The 16,841-nt window shown below is 47.4% G+C and carries 11 protein-coding genes; 5 read left to right on the forward strand and 6 right to left on the reverse strand.

The annotated features are described in order from the left end of the window. Positions 1-457 precede the first annotated feature (457 nt). The 3 genes from GWI56_RS08640 to acs all read right to left on the reverse strand — a co-directional run bounded on the left by GWI56_RS08640 (position 458) and on the right by acs (position 4,709). On the reverse strand, positions 458-718 hold the full coding sequence (locus tag GWI56_RS08640) for a GrxA family glutaredoxin (protein WP_028760344.1): 261 nt from the start codon (positions 716-718) through the stop codon (positions 458-460). A 60-nt stretch (positions 719-778) separates the two neighbouring features. Next, positions 779-2,533, reverse strand: a complete 1,755-nt coding sequence (locus tag GWI56_RS08645) for a DEAD/DEAH box helicase family protein (RefSeq protein ID WP_198572682.1) — start codon at positions 2,531-2,533, stop codon at positions 779-781. 223 nt (positions 2,534-2,756) lie between these two features. Continuing rightward, the gene (gene acs, locus GWI56_RS08650) at positions 2,757-4,709 is read right to left on the reverse strand and encodes an acetate--CoA ligase (RefSeq protein ID WP_198572683.1); all 1,953 of its coding nucleotides are present in this window, start codon (positions 4,707-4,709) and stop codon (positions 2,757-2,759) included. Positions 4,710-4,883: 174 nt separating this feature from the next. Here acs and GWI56_RS08655 point away from each other — a divergent pair, with 174 nt between their 5' ends. Beyond that, positions 4,884-8,324, forward strand: coding sequence for a PAS domain-containing hybrid sensor histidine kinase/response regulator (locus GWI56_RS08655; RefSeq protein WP_198572684.1), 3,441 nt, complete (start codon positions 4,884-4,886; stop codon positions 8,322-8,324). Positions 8,325-8,465: 141 nt separating this feature from the next. Here the strand turns inward: GWI56_RS08655 and GWI56_RS08660 are convergent, their stop codons facing one another. Next, on the reverse strand, positions 8,466-10,067 hold the full coding sequence (locus tag GWI56_RS08660; RefSeq protein ID WP_198572685.1) for a methyl-accepting chemotaxis protein: 1,602 nt from the start codon (positions 10,065-10,067) through the stop codon (positions 8,466-8,468). Between the two features lie 379 nt (positions 10,068-10,446). Next, positions 10,447-11,802, reverse strand: coding sequence for an adenosylmethionine--8-amino-7-oxononanoate transaminase (gene bioA, locus GWI56_RS08665; protein WP_198572686.1), 1,356 nt, complete (start codon positions 11,800-11,802; stop codon positions 10,447-10,449). A gap of 121 nt (positions 11,803-11,923) precedes the next feature. On the opposite strand from bioA, the gene bioB reads away from it, so the two are divergent. The 4 genes from bioB (at position 11,924) to bioD (ending at position 16,292) form a co-directional block, all read left to right on the forward strand. Beyond that, the gene (gene bioB, locus GWI56_RS08670) at positions 11,924-12,976 is read left to right on the forward strand and encodes a biotin synthase BioB (protein ID WP_028760338.1); all 1,053 of its coding nucleotides are present in this window, start codon (positions 11,924-11,926) and stop codon (positions 12,974-12,976) included. A 152-nt stretch (positions 12,977-13,128) separates the two neighbouring features. After that, on the forward strand, positions 13,129-14,361 hold the full coding sequence (locus tag GWI56_RS08675) for an 8-amino-7-oxononanoate synthase (RefSeq protein WP_198572687.1): 1,233 nt from the start codon (positions 13,129-13,131) through the stop codon (positions 14,359-14,361). Positions 14,362-14,425: 64 nt separating this feature from the next. After that, the gene (locus tag GWI56_RS08680; RefSeq protein ID WP_198572688.1) at positions 14,426-15,385 is read left to right on the forward strand and encodes a methyltransferase domain-containing protein; all 960 of its coding nucleotides are present in this window, start codon (positions 14,426-14,428) and stop codon (positions 15,383-15,385) included. Positions 15,386-15,551: 166 nt separating this feature from the next. After that, positions 15,552-16,292 (forward strand): dethiobiotin synthase, encoded by a 741-nt coding sequence (gene bioD, locus GWI56_RS08685; protein ID WP_198572689.1) that lies wholly within the window; start codon positions 15,552-15,554, stop codon positions 16,290-16,292. Between the two features lie 152 nt (positions 16,293-16,444). Here bioD and GWI56_RS08690 read toward each other — a convergent pair whose 3' ends face one another. Continuing rightward, positions 16,445-16,744, reverse strand: a complete 300-nt coding sequence (locus tag GWI56_RS08690) for an HU family DNA-binding protein (RefSeq protein ID WP_258547583.1) — start codon at positions 16,742-16,744, stop codon at positions 16,445-16,447. Between the last annotated feature and the right edge of the window lie 97 nt (positions 16,745-16,841).

Here is a 16,841-nt window from a genome sequence, read left to right on the forward strand (position 1 = left end):
GTCGTTAGCTCAGTCGGTAGAGCAGTTGGCTTTTAACCAATTGGTCGAAGGTTCGAATCCTTCACGACCCACCACTTATCTCTTCAGCTGTATATCTTTCGAATTTCCCCCTGAATGTCCCACGTTAAACTCCAATACTGAGTACCGAATTTAATACCTTCGTTTTACTTATTCCACTGCACATATTTTTCTAACACAATTATTGGCATTAGCAAGTTCGACTAATGCGGCATCTTTAAAAAGAAACGTATCTTGAGTCTGGCGATTATATTAAAGCTGACATTATGTGCAGTGATGATGACAATGGTGCGATGGATTCAAGGGGGGGGCTTTCTAGGTAGTTTTATGTACCGAGCACTATCTTATGGAAAGCTCTAATCCCACAGGGTTGTGATAAAGACTAAAAAGGAGACCTTAGGTCTCCTTTTGCATTAAGCGGATTACATATCTATAGCGCTTAATCTAACAGATTGTTTTCACGAACATATTGCTCGAAATCTGTGCAGCCACCTATGTGCTTCTCATCGACAAAAATCTGCGGTACTGTTTCAACTGGCTTACCGACAGTTTTTTCTAAATCTGCTTTAGAGATGCCTTCTGCATGGATATCGACATATCTGAACTTAAAGTCATCACGTTTTTCAACGAGTTGCTCAGATAATTGCACAGCACGAACGCAATAAGGACAGCCTGGACGGCCAAAAATAACAACGAACATAATAGCTCCTTAGGATTACTTTAGTCGTTTTATACCATAGGCCTAAGTGAATTGATAATGTCAGCCGCGTTTATTTTCAGTTTGATAGCGACCTTGATAATCAAAATAGCTTTCGAGCAGATCCCAGCCTTTTTTATGTTTCTTCAGCAGCAAGAGATCGGGCATGCGGAATTTATCCGCGTCGCTGATTAACTCTGTCACCTTAGTGTATTTTTTCGGTTTTAATCCCGGTGTACGGCTATGGGGAAAGATGAATAAGGCATATAGGGCTCGCCACTGGGCCGGCGTTTGTAATTTAAAGCGGCGATTGAATTCATTACCGTCGATATCGAGGTACTGCACTTTCAGATTGCCGTCATCGTCGATGAGGCTCATATGCTGGCAGCGGAATAAATGATGGTGCTGCTGGCTGAGCACTTGGCGTAGGCGTTTATCGGGATCGATGAGGGTCGATTGGCAGTGCTGGCAAATGCGTGCGGCAATATCATTCTCTTCGCCGCAATCAGGGCAAGATTTAGATCTAAATCGAAAGTCGCACTGCAGCTTTTTACCTTGCTGTTCGACTATGCCCTGACAGCGGCGACCAAAGTGTTCGATAATGTCGCCATCGTCGTCTGTGAGTCCCCAGAATATATTGGCAAAATCGCATACAGGGCAATGCACTTGCACAGGTACCGTTTTACTGTTGGGTTTAGCTTGGCCGACCTCGGGGAAATACAAGTCATAACCATTGGCTGCATAGTCGATGATAAGACAATCTTTTTTGCCTTCAGCGATTCGCAATCCACGGCCGATCATTTGTTGAAACAGACTGACTGAGGCGGTAGGGCGCAAAATCGCAATCAAATCCACATGGGGCGCGTCGAAGCCTGTCGTCAACACAGCCACGTTGACTAAAAACTTAAGCTCTTGGGCTTTAAAGCGTTCAATCGTCGCGTCACGTTCATTGTCGTGCGTTTGTGCCGTGATAATGGCGCTCTGCGCTGCGTGAGCTTGGTTGAGTAGGCCAAAAATCTCATTAGCGTGGCGCACCGTTGCCGCAAAAATGATAATGCCTTTTCTATGTTGGCTCAGTTCAATGAGCTGTTTCACAATCGCAGTGGTCGCGCGGCCGTAATGTCCCAGTAAATCGTTAACCTCGGCTTCGGCATATTCGCCATTCTCGTTTGCTTTGAGTTGGCTGAAGTCATACTGGGCACTTAGGCCATCAAATAGGGTTGGCGCTGTGAGGTAACCTTGTTTAATGAGTGGCCTGATGGGCAGCTCGAACACACAATGTTCGAACACGGCATGTTCGGGAGATCCCACTTTGCCGTGATAGTGTTGCTGATAAATCCAGCCAGTGCCAAGGCGATAGGGGGTGGCGGTGAGACCGAGCAATCTTAATTGAGGATTTTTCGTGCGTAAATGGTTGAGTACTTGCTGATATTGGCTGGTTTTTTCTAGGCTGACTCTGTGGCATTCATCAATAATGACTAACGAGAACGGCTGATCGAACTGGGTTAACCCCCGCGCCGCCGATTGAATACTGGCAACGACGGTTTTTCCGTCGGTGGCTTTTTGATTGAGTCCCGCCGCATAGATACTGGCTTGTGCTGTGAGGAGGCCGACTTTCTCGGCATTTTGCGCAACTAATTCTTTCACATGGGTGAGCACTAAGACTCTGCCTTTGGCGATGCGTGCCAGTTCGGCGATCACTATGCTTTTGCCCGCGCCTGTGGGTAATACGAGTACGGCGGAAGCTTGGCTTTGCCTAAAATGGGCGATGGCGGCATTAACCGCTTGCTGTTGATAGTCTCTGAGTTTGACTGACACGCTGATAAAAAATCTATGCTGAATAAAAGTGAGGCTGCAAGCTTAACATAACAGGCAAAAAAAAATGCCCCTGGTTGGAGGGGCAAGCTAGAGAAAGGAGCAATCACACGCACTCTCTCAACAGGGTTCACTTTTAACCTGAGGTTTAAAAAGGGAGGTTCAGGTTACGCTTAGCCTATTGGGCATAGACTAAGTGTTGTGGACGTTATTCTTAACTCGGATATTACTCAGTACGATTTAAGCGTGATTCAATCAAGGTCTCGATCACAGCTGGATCGGCCAAGGTTGATGCATCCCCTAAGTTGGTCACTTCGTTAGCGGCAATCTTACGCAGGAAGCGGCGCATAATCTTGCCTGAACGTGTCTTAGGTAAGCCCGTCGCCCATTGGATGAGATCTGGGGTTGCCAGCGCACCAATTTCTTTACGGACCCATTGACGCAGCTCTTGACGTAGCTCTTCGGTTTCTTCAGTGCCGCGGGTTAGCGTGACATACGCATAAATACCTTGGCCTTTAATATCATGTGGGTAGCCAACTACTGCAGCCTCGGCAACCAGTTCGTGTGATACCAGCGCACTTTCAACCTCTGCTGTACCTAATCTGTGGCCGGATACGTTAATCACGTCATCGACGCGGCCTGTGATCCAGTAGTAACCATCCTCATCGCGGCGGGCACCGTCACCGGTAAAATACATGCCACGGAAGGTTTTAAAGTAGGTCAGTACAAATCGTTCGTGGTCGCCATACACAGTACGCATTTGGCCCGGCCAAGAATCGAGTAACACTAAGTTACCTTCGTTCTCACCTTCTAAAATATTCCCCATGTTATCCACTAAGGCGGGTTGAACGCCAAAGAACGGACGGGTCGCTGAGCCAGGTTTAGTGTCGGTCGCGCCTGGCAGTGGCGTGATCAAAATACCGCCGGTTTCAGTTTGCCACCAAGTATCGACGATAGGGCAATGCTCATGACCTATCACCTCATGGTACCAACGCCATGCTTCTGGGTTGATAGGTTCACCTACCGAGCCCATGATCCTCAAGCTGCTACCATCGAACTTATCGAAGTGTTGCTTACCTTCGGCCATCAGCGCGCGAATTAAGGTTGGCGCTGTATATAGAATGTTCACTTTATGGCGGTCAATCATTTCGCCTAAACGGGCAGGACTTGGATGATTCGGCACACCTTCATGGATAAGCACAGTCGCACCATTGGCGAGCGGGCCGTAAACCATGTAAGAGTGGCCAGTGATCCAACCCACATCCGCGGTACACCAGTACACTTCACCCGCTTTGTAGTCGAACACATATTCATGGGTCATAGACGCATAAACCATGTAGCCGCCAGTGGTGTGCAATACGCCCTTGGGATTCCCAGTTGAACCTGAGGTATAAAGCAAGAATAATGGTGCTTCGGCGTCCATTTCTTCTGGTTGGCAGTGCTCTGATGCGGTTTCCATCAGTGAATGCCACCACACATCACGGCTTTCTACCCAATCTACTTTGCCACCTGTGCGTTTAAGTACGATGACTTTTTCAACCGTAGTGACATCAGGGTGCTTTAAGGCATCATCTATGTTGCGCTTCAATGGAATAGCACGGCCACCGCGCATACCTTCATCGGAGGTAATGATGACTTTGGATTTACCGTCAATCACGCGAGAGGCGATTGAATCCGGCGAGAAACCACCGAAGACCACAGAGTGCACAGCGCCGATACGGGCACAGGCAAGCATAGCCACTGCTGCTTCTGGCACCATAGGCATGTAAATTGTGACTATATCCCCGCGGCGCACGCCTTGGCTGCGCAGTGCGTTGGCAAACTTACACACATCTGCATGTAATTCACCGTAGGTGATTTTGCGTTGTTCGCTGGCGTTATCGCCTTCCCAAATAATCGCCACGCGATCACTGTGTTCGGCTAAATGACGATCTAAACAGTTGGCAGAAGCATTCAGGGTGCCATCGTAAAACCAATTGATCGATAAGTTATGGTCATCAAAAGAGGTTTTTTTAATTTTGGTATAGGGTTTTATCCAATCAATACGCTTGCCGTGTTCTCTCCAGAAACCTTCAGGATTGACAATCGACTCTTGGTACATTGTTTTATATTTATCGTTGTTTACAAGTGCATTGGCAGCGATATTGCCGGAGACTTTGTAGAGAGACTGCGAGCTCATAGGGCTTCCCTTTTGAAAAATTGCGTGGACTGAGTATGGTATGCAAGGGGGCGGCAACTCCATTAGACCTTGGTCTAGTGTTAAATTTTCCTTTATATTTAGTCTGTTGCATTAAAAATCCGGCTAGATTTTAGACAGGTTTTATCGCACAATAATCAGAAAAAAGAGCAAAGTATGAATTTAACCTTAGTCGTTGCTGTTATTGCCGTCTGTTATGTCTCGCTTTTATTCCTATTGGCTTGGGGGGCGGAGCGTTGGTTTACTCAGATCACTAAAAAGCTTCAGGTCGTTATCTATGGTCTGAGCTTAGCGGTTTATTGCTCCTCGTGGAGTTTTTTAGGCACAGTTGGGCAATCGGCTAAGGATTTTTGGTCTTTCTTACCGATTTTTATCGGCCCTATTCTGATTTTTACTTTAGGTTTTGGCATGTTACGCAAGATGGTATTAGTGTCTAAGGCGCAAAATATCACTTCCGTGGCCGACTTTATTGCCGCCCGTTATGGCAAATCTCAAACCTTAGCCGCCTTAGTCACCTTAATTGCCTTGTTTGGCATCATGCCCTATATCGCCCTGCAGCTTAAGGCGATGGTGTTCAGTCTTAATTTGTTTCAACCCGCTGACGATCCCCTCGATGGCGTGACGATTCCGTTACTGATCACTTCGCTGTTAGCCATATTTGCCATTTTATTTGGTACTCGCAAACTCGATGCGACCGAGCATAATCCCGGCATGATGCTCGCGATTGCCTTTGAGTCTCTGGTGAAACTTGCCGCATTTTTGTTGGTCGGCATCGTCATCAGTTTCGGAGTGTTCGATGGTTTTGGGGATATTTGGCAGCAGGCCAATGCGCAGTCACTAATTAATTATCCCAATCCACGTATTGAAGCTTTAATGCCTGAGTTACTCGTCGGAATGGCGGCCTTTTTATGTATGCCAAGGCAGTTCCATGTAATGGTGGTGGAATGCGCCGATGAGTCCGTGTTGTCAAAAGGGCGTTGGCTGTTTCCCATTTATTTAGCACTTTTTGGTTTATTCGTTGGACCGCTCGCCTTGGCGGGGAAGATCATCCTCGGCGATTCAGTGTCGGCCGATACCTATGTGATTAATTTACCGCTGGCGTTAGATCAACCTTTGCTGGCGGTGATTGCATTACTTGGCACACTTTCGGCGGCAACTGGCATGGTGATAGTGGCGGTGGTGACTATCAGTGTGATGGTAAGTAACGAATGGCTGGTGCCAGTGATGCTGCGCACAGGCCATATCCGCGAGAAAAACTTCAGTCAGTTCTCGCACCTGTTACTTAATGCCCGCCGCTTGGCGATCGTGATTATTCTTGGCTTAGGCTATGGCAGCTATTTGGCATTATCAGACAGTGATTCCTTGTCCCATTTAGGCATGTTGTCTTTTGGGGCTTTTGCCCAACTTGCGCCAGCTTTAGTCGGTGGACTCTATTGGAAACACGGCAATCGTGCTGGGGTATTTTTAGGACTCGGCGTGGGCTTTTCGCTGTGGTTCTACATCATGTTGCAGGGCATGACCGATGTGCAAAGTTCATCGGCGTTCTTGTCTAGTGTCGCGAGCGAGAAAGGCCTGCTAGATGCAATAACGCCCAATGTGCGTGATGCGCTGACGGCTCTTTTTGCCAATATCGCCTGTTATATTTTGGGTTCTATTTGGTTTAGAGCCGGTGTGGCTGAGCGTATTCAGGCCAGTGCTTTTGTGAGCCCTGGCAAATTGAAAAACAGCGCTAATAAGAAAAATGGTCCGATTTCACAGCAAGATTTACTGATACTGGCGAGTCGCTTCGTTAGCCCAACACGCGCCTACGAGAGCTTTAGCCGTTTCTCGATTGATGCGGTAAAAAGTGATAGTTGGCATAAAGCGGCGCCGCCGGAGTTGATTTCCCACACTGAACGTTTATTGGCGGGCGTACTCGGCGCTTCAAGCGCAGCGCTAGTGATGGATTCCGTGCTGCAAGGGCGCGATTTAGCGCTGGATGAAGTCTTTAGTCTGGTCGATGAAGCCTCATCGAAGATTATGCTCAGTCAAGACATGTTGCGCGGCGCGATTGAGCACGCCTATGAAGGCATGAGTGTTATCGATAACGATCTCAATCTCGTGGCATGGAATTACAAATATGTGGAGCTGTATCAATATCCCGATGGATTTTTGCAGCAGGGCATGCCCATCAGTGAAGTGATCCGCTTTAATGCGGCGCGGGGTTATTGTGGTGAAGGGGAAATAGAACAGCAGGTTGAGCAGCGGGTGCAGCATATGCGTAATGGCACACCGCACACTTCTGAGCGCCATCGCAGGGACGGTAAAGTGATTAAAATTCAAGGCAATCCTATGCCAGATGGCGGCTTTGTGATGACCTTTACCGACATTACTCAGTATCGCGAACAGGAGCGCGCGCTGCTCGAAGCCAATGAAACCTTAGAAAGCCGCGTTAATGAGCGAACCTATGAATTAGCCATGTTGAACAGTGAGTTACTCGAGGCTAAAGCGCAGGAAGAAATCGCCAACGCCTCTAAGAGTCGCTTCTTGGCTGCTGTTGGCCATGATTTAATGCAACCGCTTAATGCCGCGCGGCTGTTTACTGCGTCGTTATCTCAGTATCCCAATCTAGATCGTGAGGCCAGAACCACCTTATCCCATGTGAATAGCTCGCTAAAAATTGCCGGCGAGTTGCTCACCGACCTATTGGATATTTCTAAACTCGACTCAGGTATGGTGGATGTCAATCGCCGTGACTTTGCGATTTCAGAACTGATCAATGGCTTATCCGTTGAATTTGAAGCGATGGCGGCGGATAACCAAATTCGTTTTAAGATGGTCCCATGCAGCGCAACCGTTAATTCTGATCCTTCGTTACTGCGCAGAGTATTACAAAACTTTTTAACCAATGCCTACCGTTATGCTCGCGGTGGCAGAGTGTTATTTGGTTGTCGTCATCGAGGTCATTACCTTGAAATCCAAGTGTTAGACACGGGTTGTGGTATTGATGAAAAAGAAACCCAAGAAATTTTCAAAGAATTTAAGCGGTTGAATAATCCTAAGAGCAACAATGTTAGCGGCTTGGGCTTAGGTCTGGCGATTGCTGATCGCATTAGTAAAGTGTTAGAACACGGTATTCAGGTTTCGTCCCATTTAGGGCGCGGCTCGGTCTTCTCCATTTGTGTGCCGCTTGGAGAAACTGTGCGTCAGCCACAAGTGAAGGCGTTACCGTCGCTGCTGCAGCCGTTATCGGGTATCAAAGTGTTGTGTATCGACAACGAAGAGGCCATTTTAGCTGGATTAGAAAGCTTATTAAGCCGCTGGCAGTGTGAGGTTATCTGTGCAAAAGATTTATCTGATGCACGCATTAAACTAGGACTGAAAGGCGTCGCGCCTGATATTGTGCTCGCGGATTACCATTTAGATGATGGCCAAAATGGCGTCGATGCGATGGACGGTATTCGTGCCCTGTATGGCAAAGATTTACCCGGCATTTTGATTACCGCCAATACCCGCAAAGAGCTGGTGGAAGATGTGCAACGCCGCGGCTATCACTATATGGCGAAAATGATAAAACCTGCCGCGCTACGTGCCTTGATTTCTAGCTTGGTAAAATAAGCTTGGTATACGTGTTCGGTAACATGAGTTTAGTGACGTCGGTACGTTTAACGAAATGCCAAGATAATCGCGTAATTTTTTATGCGGCTTATCTTGGCTAAACGGTTTGACACAGGTTTGTGGGTGTAACTAAATACATGACTAGAGTTTGAATATGGCCAGTTTATTGTTTAAATTCAGTGATAATTCGGCCAAACTTTCACTTTCTTGAGCCAAATAAGTTGCCGATTCAGAGACTTCGAGCGCTGAGTTATTAATCCCGCACACGTTTCTGTTCATGTCTTCTGCGACCACACTTTGTTCTTCTGCGGCGGTGGCGATATGGGTTGCCATGTCACTCACATGTTTTATATGAGCAACAATAAGCGATAAATCCTTCCCCGCTTTTGCCGATTGACTCACACTGTTTTCTGCCAAAGCTCGGCTTGCATCCATTGCCTTAGCGGCGCTCACGGCCCGTTGTTGCAATAATGAAATCGTGTTTTGAATTTCTTCGGTCGATTGCCTAGTGCGACTGGCAAGTTGCCTCACTTCATCGGCGACTACAGCGAACCCTCGCCCTTGCTCGCCAGCGCGGGCGGCTTCAATGGCCGCATTCAGTGCCAGCAAGTTGGTTTGGTCTGAAATAGCGCTGATCACTGAGGTGACCTCGCTGATCTGCATGACTTCCTCTTTAAGCATATTTACTTGATCCGTCGCTTGCTCCACTTCTTTGGCAAGAGCATGAATACCATCTACGCTGGCGTGAACATCTTGGTCGCCAAGGCCTGCTTCCCAAGTGGCTTCTTTGGTATCTTTGGCTGTGCTCTCCGCATTATTCGCGACATCGGCGATAGTGGCGCTCATTTCATTCATGGCGGTGGCAAGTTGGGCGAGTTGATCCCGCTGATTATTTACCGCTTGATTAGTTTCCTCTGCAGTTGAGGCGATCCGAGCCGAGGCCTGTGCAACATTGTCAGCGCTATGACTCGCTTGAAGTAAAGTGCTACGAATGGAGTCTATGCTTTGGTTTATATTGTGGGCTAAGATGCCAAGTTCATCTTTACCATAGATTTTTAGCTGAGTCGTTAAATCACCTTTTGTGATGGCGAGCATAGCCAGATTCACATCATCCAATGGCTGAGTAATAGAGCGGCTAATGGCATAACCTAGCCAAGCCATAAGCACAATAATGACAAATGTAATGCCTCCCATGGTGAGGTATTCATTCCAAATGGTGGCTTCGATATCTTGGAGTAACATACCTGAGCCTAAGATCCAGCCCCAAGGTTTAAATCCCATGACAAGTGAGATTTTTTGCGCTGATTTGCCATTCGCTGTCGTCCAGCGGTATTCGACTAATCCTTGTTTGCCATCACGGCCGAGTTCGACCATTTCGAACCAATAATTCTCTTCGCCTCGATTACCCATTTGTTGGCCAACCAGTTCTTTTTTGATGGGATGAACGATAACGTGCCTCGATTCATCAATCACAAACAAGTAGTTATCACCATCAAAACGCATGTCGTTCAACATGTCTTTAGCGGCTTGCTGTGCTTGCTCTAGGGGGAGCGATTGCGACAACGCTTGGATACGGGTGCTGGCGAGGGACAATACGGCATTAAGTCGTGCTTCACGCTCTGCCATCAGGTTGTGCTTTAGGGCTGTGACGGAAATAGTGAGTAAAATTAAGGCACCTGCGAGGGCGATAATGAGCTGTAGTGCGAGTTTTCGATTAACGGGGATGTCAGCGAGTTTGAACATATGATCTCCTTTTCTTTGTGTAGCGATTTAAGCCATTCCCTCTGCTCAAGTTGTTGTCAGCTTTTGGCGAAAGATATGTTGTGTAAAGTGAGTGATATAAGCATCGTTGGCTTTGATAAAATTTCCAGTTGGCGGATTAAATAAATGCACTAAATTACAGAGTTTTAATGGAAATTGTGAGCAATATTGCAATTGCAACCTTAGCGCGTTTATCTATCGAGAGGATGCGAGATTCGAACAAGGGAAGGGCTGCTGAGTCTGATATAAGCCAGGCAGTTCGAACCCCTAGCGCACAGTGCGCAGGGGTTCGTTTATTCGACGTTAAAGGCTTATTGAGTTGAAAGAGCGTTAAACTAAAAGATGGTCAAGCGTTAAAGCATCAACCGTGGCTGATAAGCTGCGGCTCAAGACTTTTTGATACCGCGCTAATACCTGCTGCGACTTGCTTCATCGCGCTGGTGAGTTGGCTTAATTGTGCTGAGCTAATGATATAGGGCGGCATGATATAGATAAGGTTGGCGAAGGGGCGCACCCAGACGCCTAAATCGACAAATTGCTGCTGTAACTCTGCGGTATTGACGGGTTCGTGCATCTCTAACACGCCCACCGCGCCGAGCACGCGCACGTCTTTTACGCTCGGCAAATCAATCGCATCCTTAAGTTCTAAGCGCATTTGCTGCTCGATAGCGGCCACTTGCGCTTGCCATTCATTACGGTTAATTATGTCTAAGCTTGCACACGCCGCGGCGCAGGCTAGCGGGTTACCCATAAAAGTAGGGCCATGCATAAACACGCCCGCGGGAGATTGGCTTATGCCTTGGGCAACTTTATCGGTACATAGCGTTGCCGCTAGGCTGATATAACCGCCCGTCAGCGCTTTGCCTAAACATAAGATATCAGGGGTAATATGGGCGTGTTCATAGGCAAAAAGCTTGCCTGTTCGACCAAAGCCAGTGGCAATCTCATCTAAGATCAGCAGGACATCAAATTCATCACATAGGGCACGAAGACCCGCTAAATAATCTGCGCTGTAGAAACGCATACCGCCAGCGCCTTGCATTATCGGCTCTATAATCACTGCGGCAATATCATTGTGATTAATGCTTAATATGTCACGCATTGCGGTTAAATCATCGGCTTGTAAGGCTTCGCCAAAGGCGGTTTGTGGCGCGGGCACAAATGATTGCTTGGTTACTGCCTCGCCAAACATAGTGTGCATGCCGCCTTCTGGATCGCATACGCTCATCGCGGCAAAGGTATCGCCGTGGTAACCCTTCTTAACGGTAAGAATGCGTTGTTTTAGCGGTCGCTCTTCTCCATGTACACTTCGCCCTTGCCGACTCTGACCTTGCCAATATTGCAGCGCCATTTTAATTGCCACTTCGACTGAGATAGATCCAGAGTCGCACAAAAAGACCTTTGTTAGCGGTTTGCAGGTCATAGCGATAAGTTTTTTACACAGTTCAATGGCGGGTTCATGGGTGATACCGCCAAACATCACATGGCTCAGTTGATGCAACTGTTTTTCCATCGCGGTTAATATCTCGGGATGTGCATAGCCGTGCACACAGGCCCACCACGAGCTAGTGCCATCGACCAGCTTGCGGCCATCAACTAATTCCAATTCACAGCCTTTGGCGCTGTGTACACCAAAAACAGGAAGAGATCGGGTCATTGAGGTGTAAGGATGCCAAATATGGGCGCTATCAAAGTCAAAATCGAGTAAATTGCGCATAAATGCTCACTTTTTGGTGATAAAATAGTCATTAGTAAACTGGGTTCACTGGTTGGCGTTGACAGTTTAAGGGCTGAGGTTATCCTAGCCAAGATAAAAAACAGAATAAAAAGGGTGTTCAATGTCGCAGTTGCAAGTTCGTCATGATTGGAAGCGGGAAGAAATCGAAGCCTTATTTGCGCTGCCGATGAATGATTTGTTATTTAAAGCCCACAGCATTCACCGTGAAGTGTACGATCCTAATGAAGTGCAAATTAGCCGCTTGTTATCGATTAAAACCGGTGCTTGCCCTGAGGATTGTAAATATTGCCCACAGAGCGCCCGTTATGACACAGGTCTAGAAAAAGAGCGTTTGCTGGCAATGGAAACTGTGCTGACCGAGGCACGCAGTGCTAAAGCCGCGGGTGCCTCTCGTTTCTGCATGGGCGCTGCTTGGCGTAATCCAAAAGAAAAAGACATGCCGTACCTTAAACAAATGGTGCAAGAAGTTAAAGCCTTAGGTATGGAAACCTGTATGACGCTTGGTATGCTGTCTGAAGATCAAGCGAACGATTTAGCCAGTGCTGGCTTAGATTATTACAACCATAATTTAGATACTTCGCCTGAATATTACGGCGATGTGATCACGACACGTACCTATCAAAATCGTTTAGATACACTGACACATGTGCGTGCTTCTGGCATGAAAGTGTGCTCGGGCGGGATTGTCGGCATGGGTGAAAAGGCGACGGATCGTGCAGGCTTACTACAACAGCTGGCTAATTTACCGCAGCATCCTGATTCAGTGCCGATCAATATGTTAGTTAAAGTGGCGGGCACGCCGTTTGAGAAGCTTGACGACCTCGACCCACTCGAATTTGTGCGTACTATCGCCGTAGCGCGTATCTTAATGCCGCTTTCCCGCGTGCGGTTATCGGCTGGCCGCGAAAATATGAGTGATGAGTTGCAGGCCATGTGTTTCTTTGCTGGCGCTAACTCGATTTTCTATGGTTGTAAATTGCTGACCACACCAAACCCAGAAGAAAGCGATGATATGGGGCTATTTCGACGTTTAGGCTTACGTCCCGAGCAGGGCGCCGCGGCAAAACTGGAAGAAGAAAGTGCTGTTTTAGCAAAAGCGGCGGCCTATCAAGATAAGTCATCGGCACAATTCTATGACGCGGGTGCTTTGTAATACTGCTGAGCGCATGTTGTCCGACAAACAGGTCGAATAGCCTGTAAACCTTGTTGGCTGCAGCCTATTTTGATTGCGGCCGATAGCTTTATTGGCCGCACTCCATTTTTCAAGCAAGCATTTTTAAGACAATCATTCTTGAGGCTAAATCGATGAGTTCTCTGCTCGAGATGAAAATTGCCGCCCGTCAGCAAGCCTTACGTGAGCAAGGTTTATTACGGCAACGTAAAATGCTGAGTGTTGATCACAGCTTTGATGTTAACGCACCCACTTCGAGTCCACGCTTTGTGTTCGAAGGGCGATCCTATGTTAATTTTAGCTGTAATGATTATTTAGGCTTATCCCGCGTTCCTGAGTTGGTTGAAGCGCTGCACCTTGGAGCGCAGACCTACGGTGTGGGTAGCGGCGCATCGCCCTTAGTGACAGGGTACAGTGATGCGCATGTCACACTTGAACGTGAACTCTGCGCCTTAACGGGGCATGAAGCGGGATTACTATTCTGCTCGGGCTTTAGTGCCAATACGGCGTTAATGAAAACCTTGTTTGATCAGCAAGATACTGTGATTGCCGATAAACTTGTGCACGCCTCAATTATTGATGGTTTACAAGATAGTGGCGCGCAGCTTAAACGTTTTTTACACAATTCGCTTGAGAGCGCTGAGCGGCTTCTGACTCGAAATCACGCATCGGCGTTAATCACAGAAAGCGTGTTTAGCATGGACGGGGATTGTGCGCCGATCACGCAGTTATCGGCGCTTTGTCGTCAACAGAATACTTGGTTGATTGTTGATGATGCCCATGGTTTTGCGGTGCTCGATGGCTATCAAGATAGTGATGCAAGAGATAAAGCCGCCAAGCTTATCGATGTGCAAGTGGTGACCTTTGGTAAGGCATTAGGTTGCCAAGGCGCAGCGGTTTTGGGGAGTCAGGCGCTGATCGACTTTTTGGTCAGTAATGCCCGCGAATATATTTATTCGACCGCCTTATCGCCCGCCAATGCCGCATTAGCGTTAGCCGCGACTCGGTACTGCACTGCACATCCTGAGTTACAGCAGAAACTGCTTGAGAATATTTCGCTATTCAAACAGTTATGCCTCGATGCTGCCGTGCCCCTTTTAGGTTCGGATACCGCAATTCAGCCGTTGATCATTGGCGATGCGCAGCAAACCCTGCAAGTCGCCGAAGCGTTAAGAGCCTCAGGCATTTGGGTTGGGGCGATTCGCCCGCCGACGGTGCCTGTAGGGTCGGCGCGGTTACGCATTACCTTAACGGCGACCCATACTGCTGAAGATATTGCTGCTTGTGTTGAGCAATTAGCCCAAGTGCTCAGTCGTGTTGGTATCCCGCTTGTCAGTGAACGAGAATCTACCGATGAGTACAGATAAATGTACCCTATAGAGCGCGTTATTTTATTGAATGTTAAGTTTTTATGGTTGAGTGTTAGTTAAAATGCCAAGCCTGATAAAGTCTAGTGATCTAAGCTGTAGTGAGTCTGCTCATGAGTCAAACAAGTTTATTTCTTGCGATCTTAAGTTGAGTGAGCTTAATGCGGGCGTTTCTTATGGGGGCGTTCTCGCGGGGACTGTGTCCAATGTGCACGGGACTCAAATTGCTGAACGTTTTTCCGCAGCGGCCCATAGTTACCAAGATCATAATCAATTACAACGCCTGAGCGCTGCCAGTTTACTCAGTGAGTTTTCGGCAGCAGGTTATCTGTTAGACATAGGGGCAGGCCCAGGCACGGATTTTTCTGGGTATCACAGTGTCTCTCAACCAGCGGATCTCTCTACGCAAAATTCATCCACAACAGTATTTGCCGTGGATATTGCCCTTGGCATGTTACATAAGCTAAAACAAACTTATCCCGATTATCATGGCGTATGTGCCGATGCGCAGTGTTTACCTTTTACCAATGGCAGCATGGATGTTATTTACTCTAATCTAGCCCTGCAATGGTGTGCTGATTTTCCTGCTGCGGTAGCCGAAATGGCGCGGGTACTTAAGCCGAACGGCAAGTGTCATCTGAGCCTTGTGGCGCAGGGGAGTTTGAATCAATTAGCTGAATTAGGGTTAAGAGTGAATGACTTTTCGACGATGCAAGCACTCAAGGCTGCATTTAAACTCGATACATGGGAATTACTTGAAGTGCGACTCGTCCCTATGACAGTGTATTTTGACACTCTTAAGGCACTACTCTATTCAATTAAAGGTGTGGGGGCTTCTGTACATGTCGCCAGTTCAACAACTCGGGTTTCAGGTTCAACAGTGAGTGCTTCAGAATTCACTCCACGGCTGCGTGGTCGTCAAGATTGGCAGGCCATGCAGGCCAAAGCCGAATCGCTACGTTTACCCCAAGGTTTGCCGTTAACCTACCAGATAGTTCAAATACGTGCTCGGCGCAGATTTTAAAGTTCACCGATTATGCCTTTAGTCATGGCATTATTAATTAGCACTAATATCTAGAAAACGTTGGATTTTTAACATTACGTATAGAGATCGTTAGCTATATGGACATTTAGCTTATGGAGAGTGGGCTTAACAAAGCAGAACTCATAGCAACAGATAAGGATCTAATATGTATTTTGTAACAGGTACAGATACCGATAGCGGTAAGACTTTGGTTTCGGCGGCATTATTAACCGCTGTGAATCGTTTAGGGCTCATAGCCAATGCTGACTCTGCTGTGAGTATTCTTGCAGCTAACACTATGTTGACTTTAGGTGTTAAACCCATCGCCTCGGGCTGCGCGCAAACCTCTGAAGGATTGCGTAATGCCGATGCGTTACAGTTGATGACGTCATCATCGTTAAAATTGGCTTATCCACTCATCAATCCTTTTTCCTTCGAACCTGCGATTGCACCGCACATTGCCGCCGCCCAAGTGGGCGTGAGTTTAACACCTGAAGCTATCATTGAAAGTTTAGATTTAGTGGCATTTGCTCAAGCGGATTTTTGCTTGATTGAGGGCGCGGGAGGCTGGCGTTTACCCTTAGGTGATGGCAGGTATCTTTCGGAAGTCGTACAGAGATTAGAACTGCCAGTGATACTCGTGGTTGGCATGAAACTCGGCTGCTTAAATCATGCATTGCTGACTCAAGAGGCGATATTGGCCGATGGGCTTAAGATTGCAGGCTGGGTTGCTAATCGTGTCGACCCGAATATGAGTATGTTTGAGGAGAATCTGACGAGCCTTAAAGAGATGATGACAGCACCTTTCCTCGGTTGTGTGCCATTTCTTGAGGATCCAAGTGCTGAAAACGCTGCTGACTATGTCGATATTGCGCCACTTTATCAAGGTGAGGAGAGCAATACTTAGCGACTGCATAATTGTTTAAGACTTTCCCCTAAGCGGAACAGTTATTTTTCTTTTGATAAAAAATGAGCCTCAAATTATGTTGAGGCTCATTTCTATCAAGGCTGCTGACTAATGTTCGCAAAATCTCGCAAAATAGTGCCTGCACATTAAAGCTAAGCGCCGCTATTGATTTGCTGCTTCAATGCGGTTGAGGCTTTAAAGCTGGGCTGATTGTAACCGTCGATTTCTATGGCTTCGCCCGTTTGTGGATTACGCCCTGTTTTAGCGACATGGTATCTGAGTTCAAAGGTGCCAAATTGTGGCAGGAAAATTTTCTCGCCTTCGCTCAAGGCGGCGTGGATCTGTTGCAGTATCTGCTCAACCACAGGTTTAGTACTCGCTTGCGATGCATTGAGCTCGGCGGCAATACGTTGGATAAGTTGTGCTTTGTTCATAGAAACCTCTGAAGTCAGCTTAGGTTCAATCGAAGGGGAGTTATAACAAGCTCGCCTTAAGATTGAAAGCCATAGCAAGCTCAGCGCGGTTGATTGGTGTTTTATTGACAGGCTT

The organism is Shewanella sp. DW31, assembly GCF_015767295.1.
Taxonomy (GTDB): domain Bacteria; phylum Pseudomonadota; class Gammaproteobacteria; order Enterobacterales; family Shewanellaceae; genus Shewanella; species Shewanella oncorhynchi.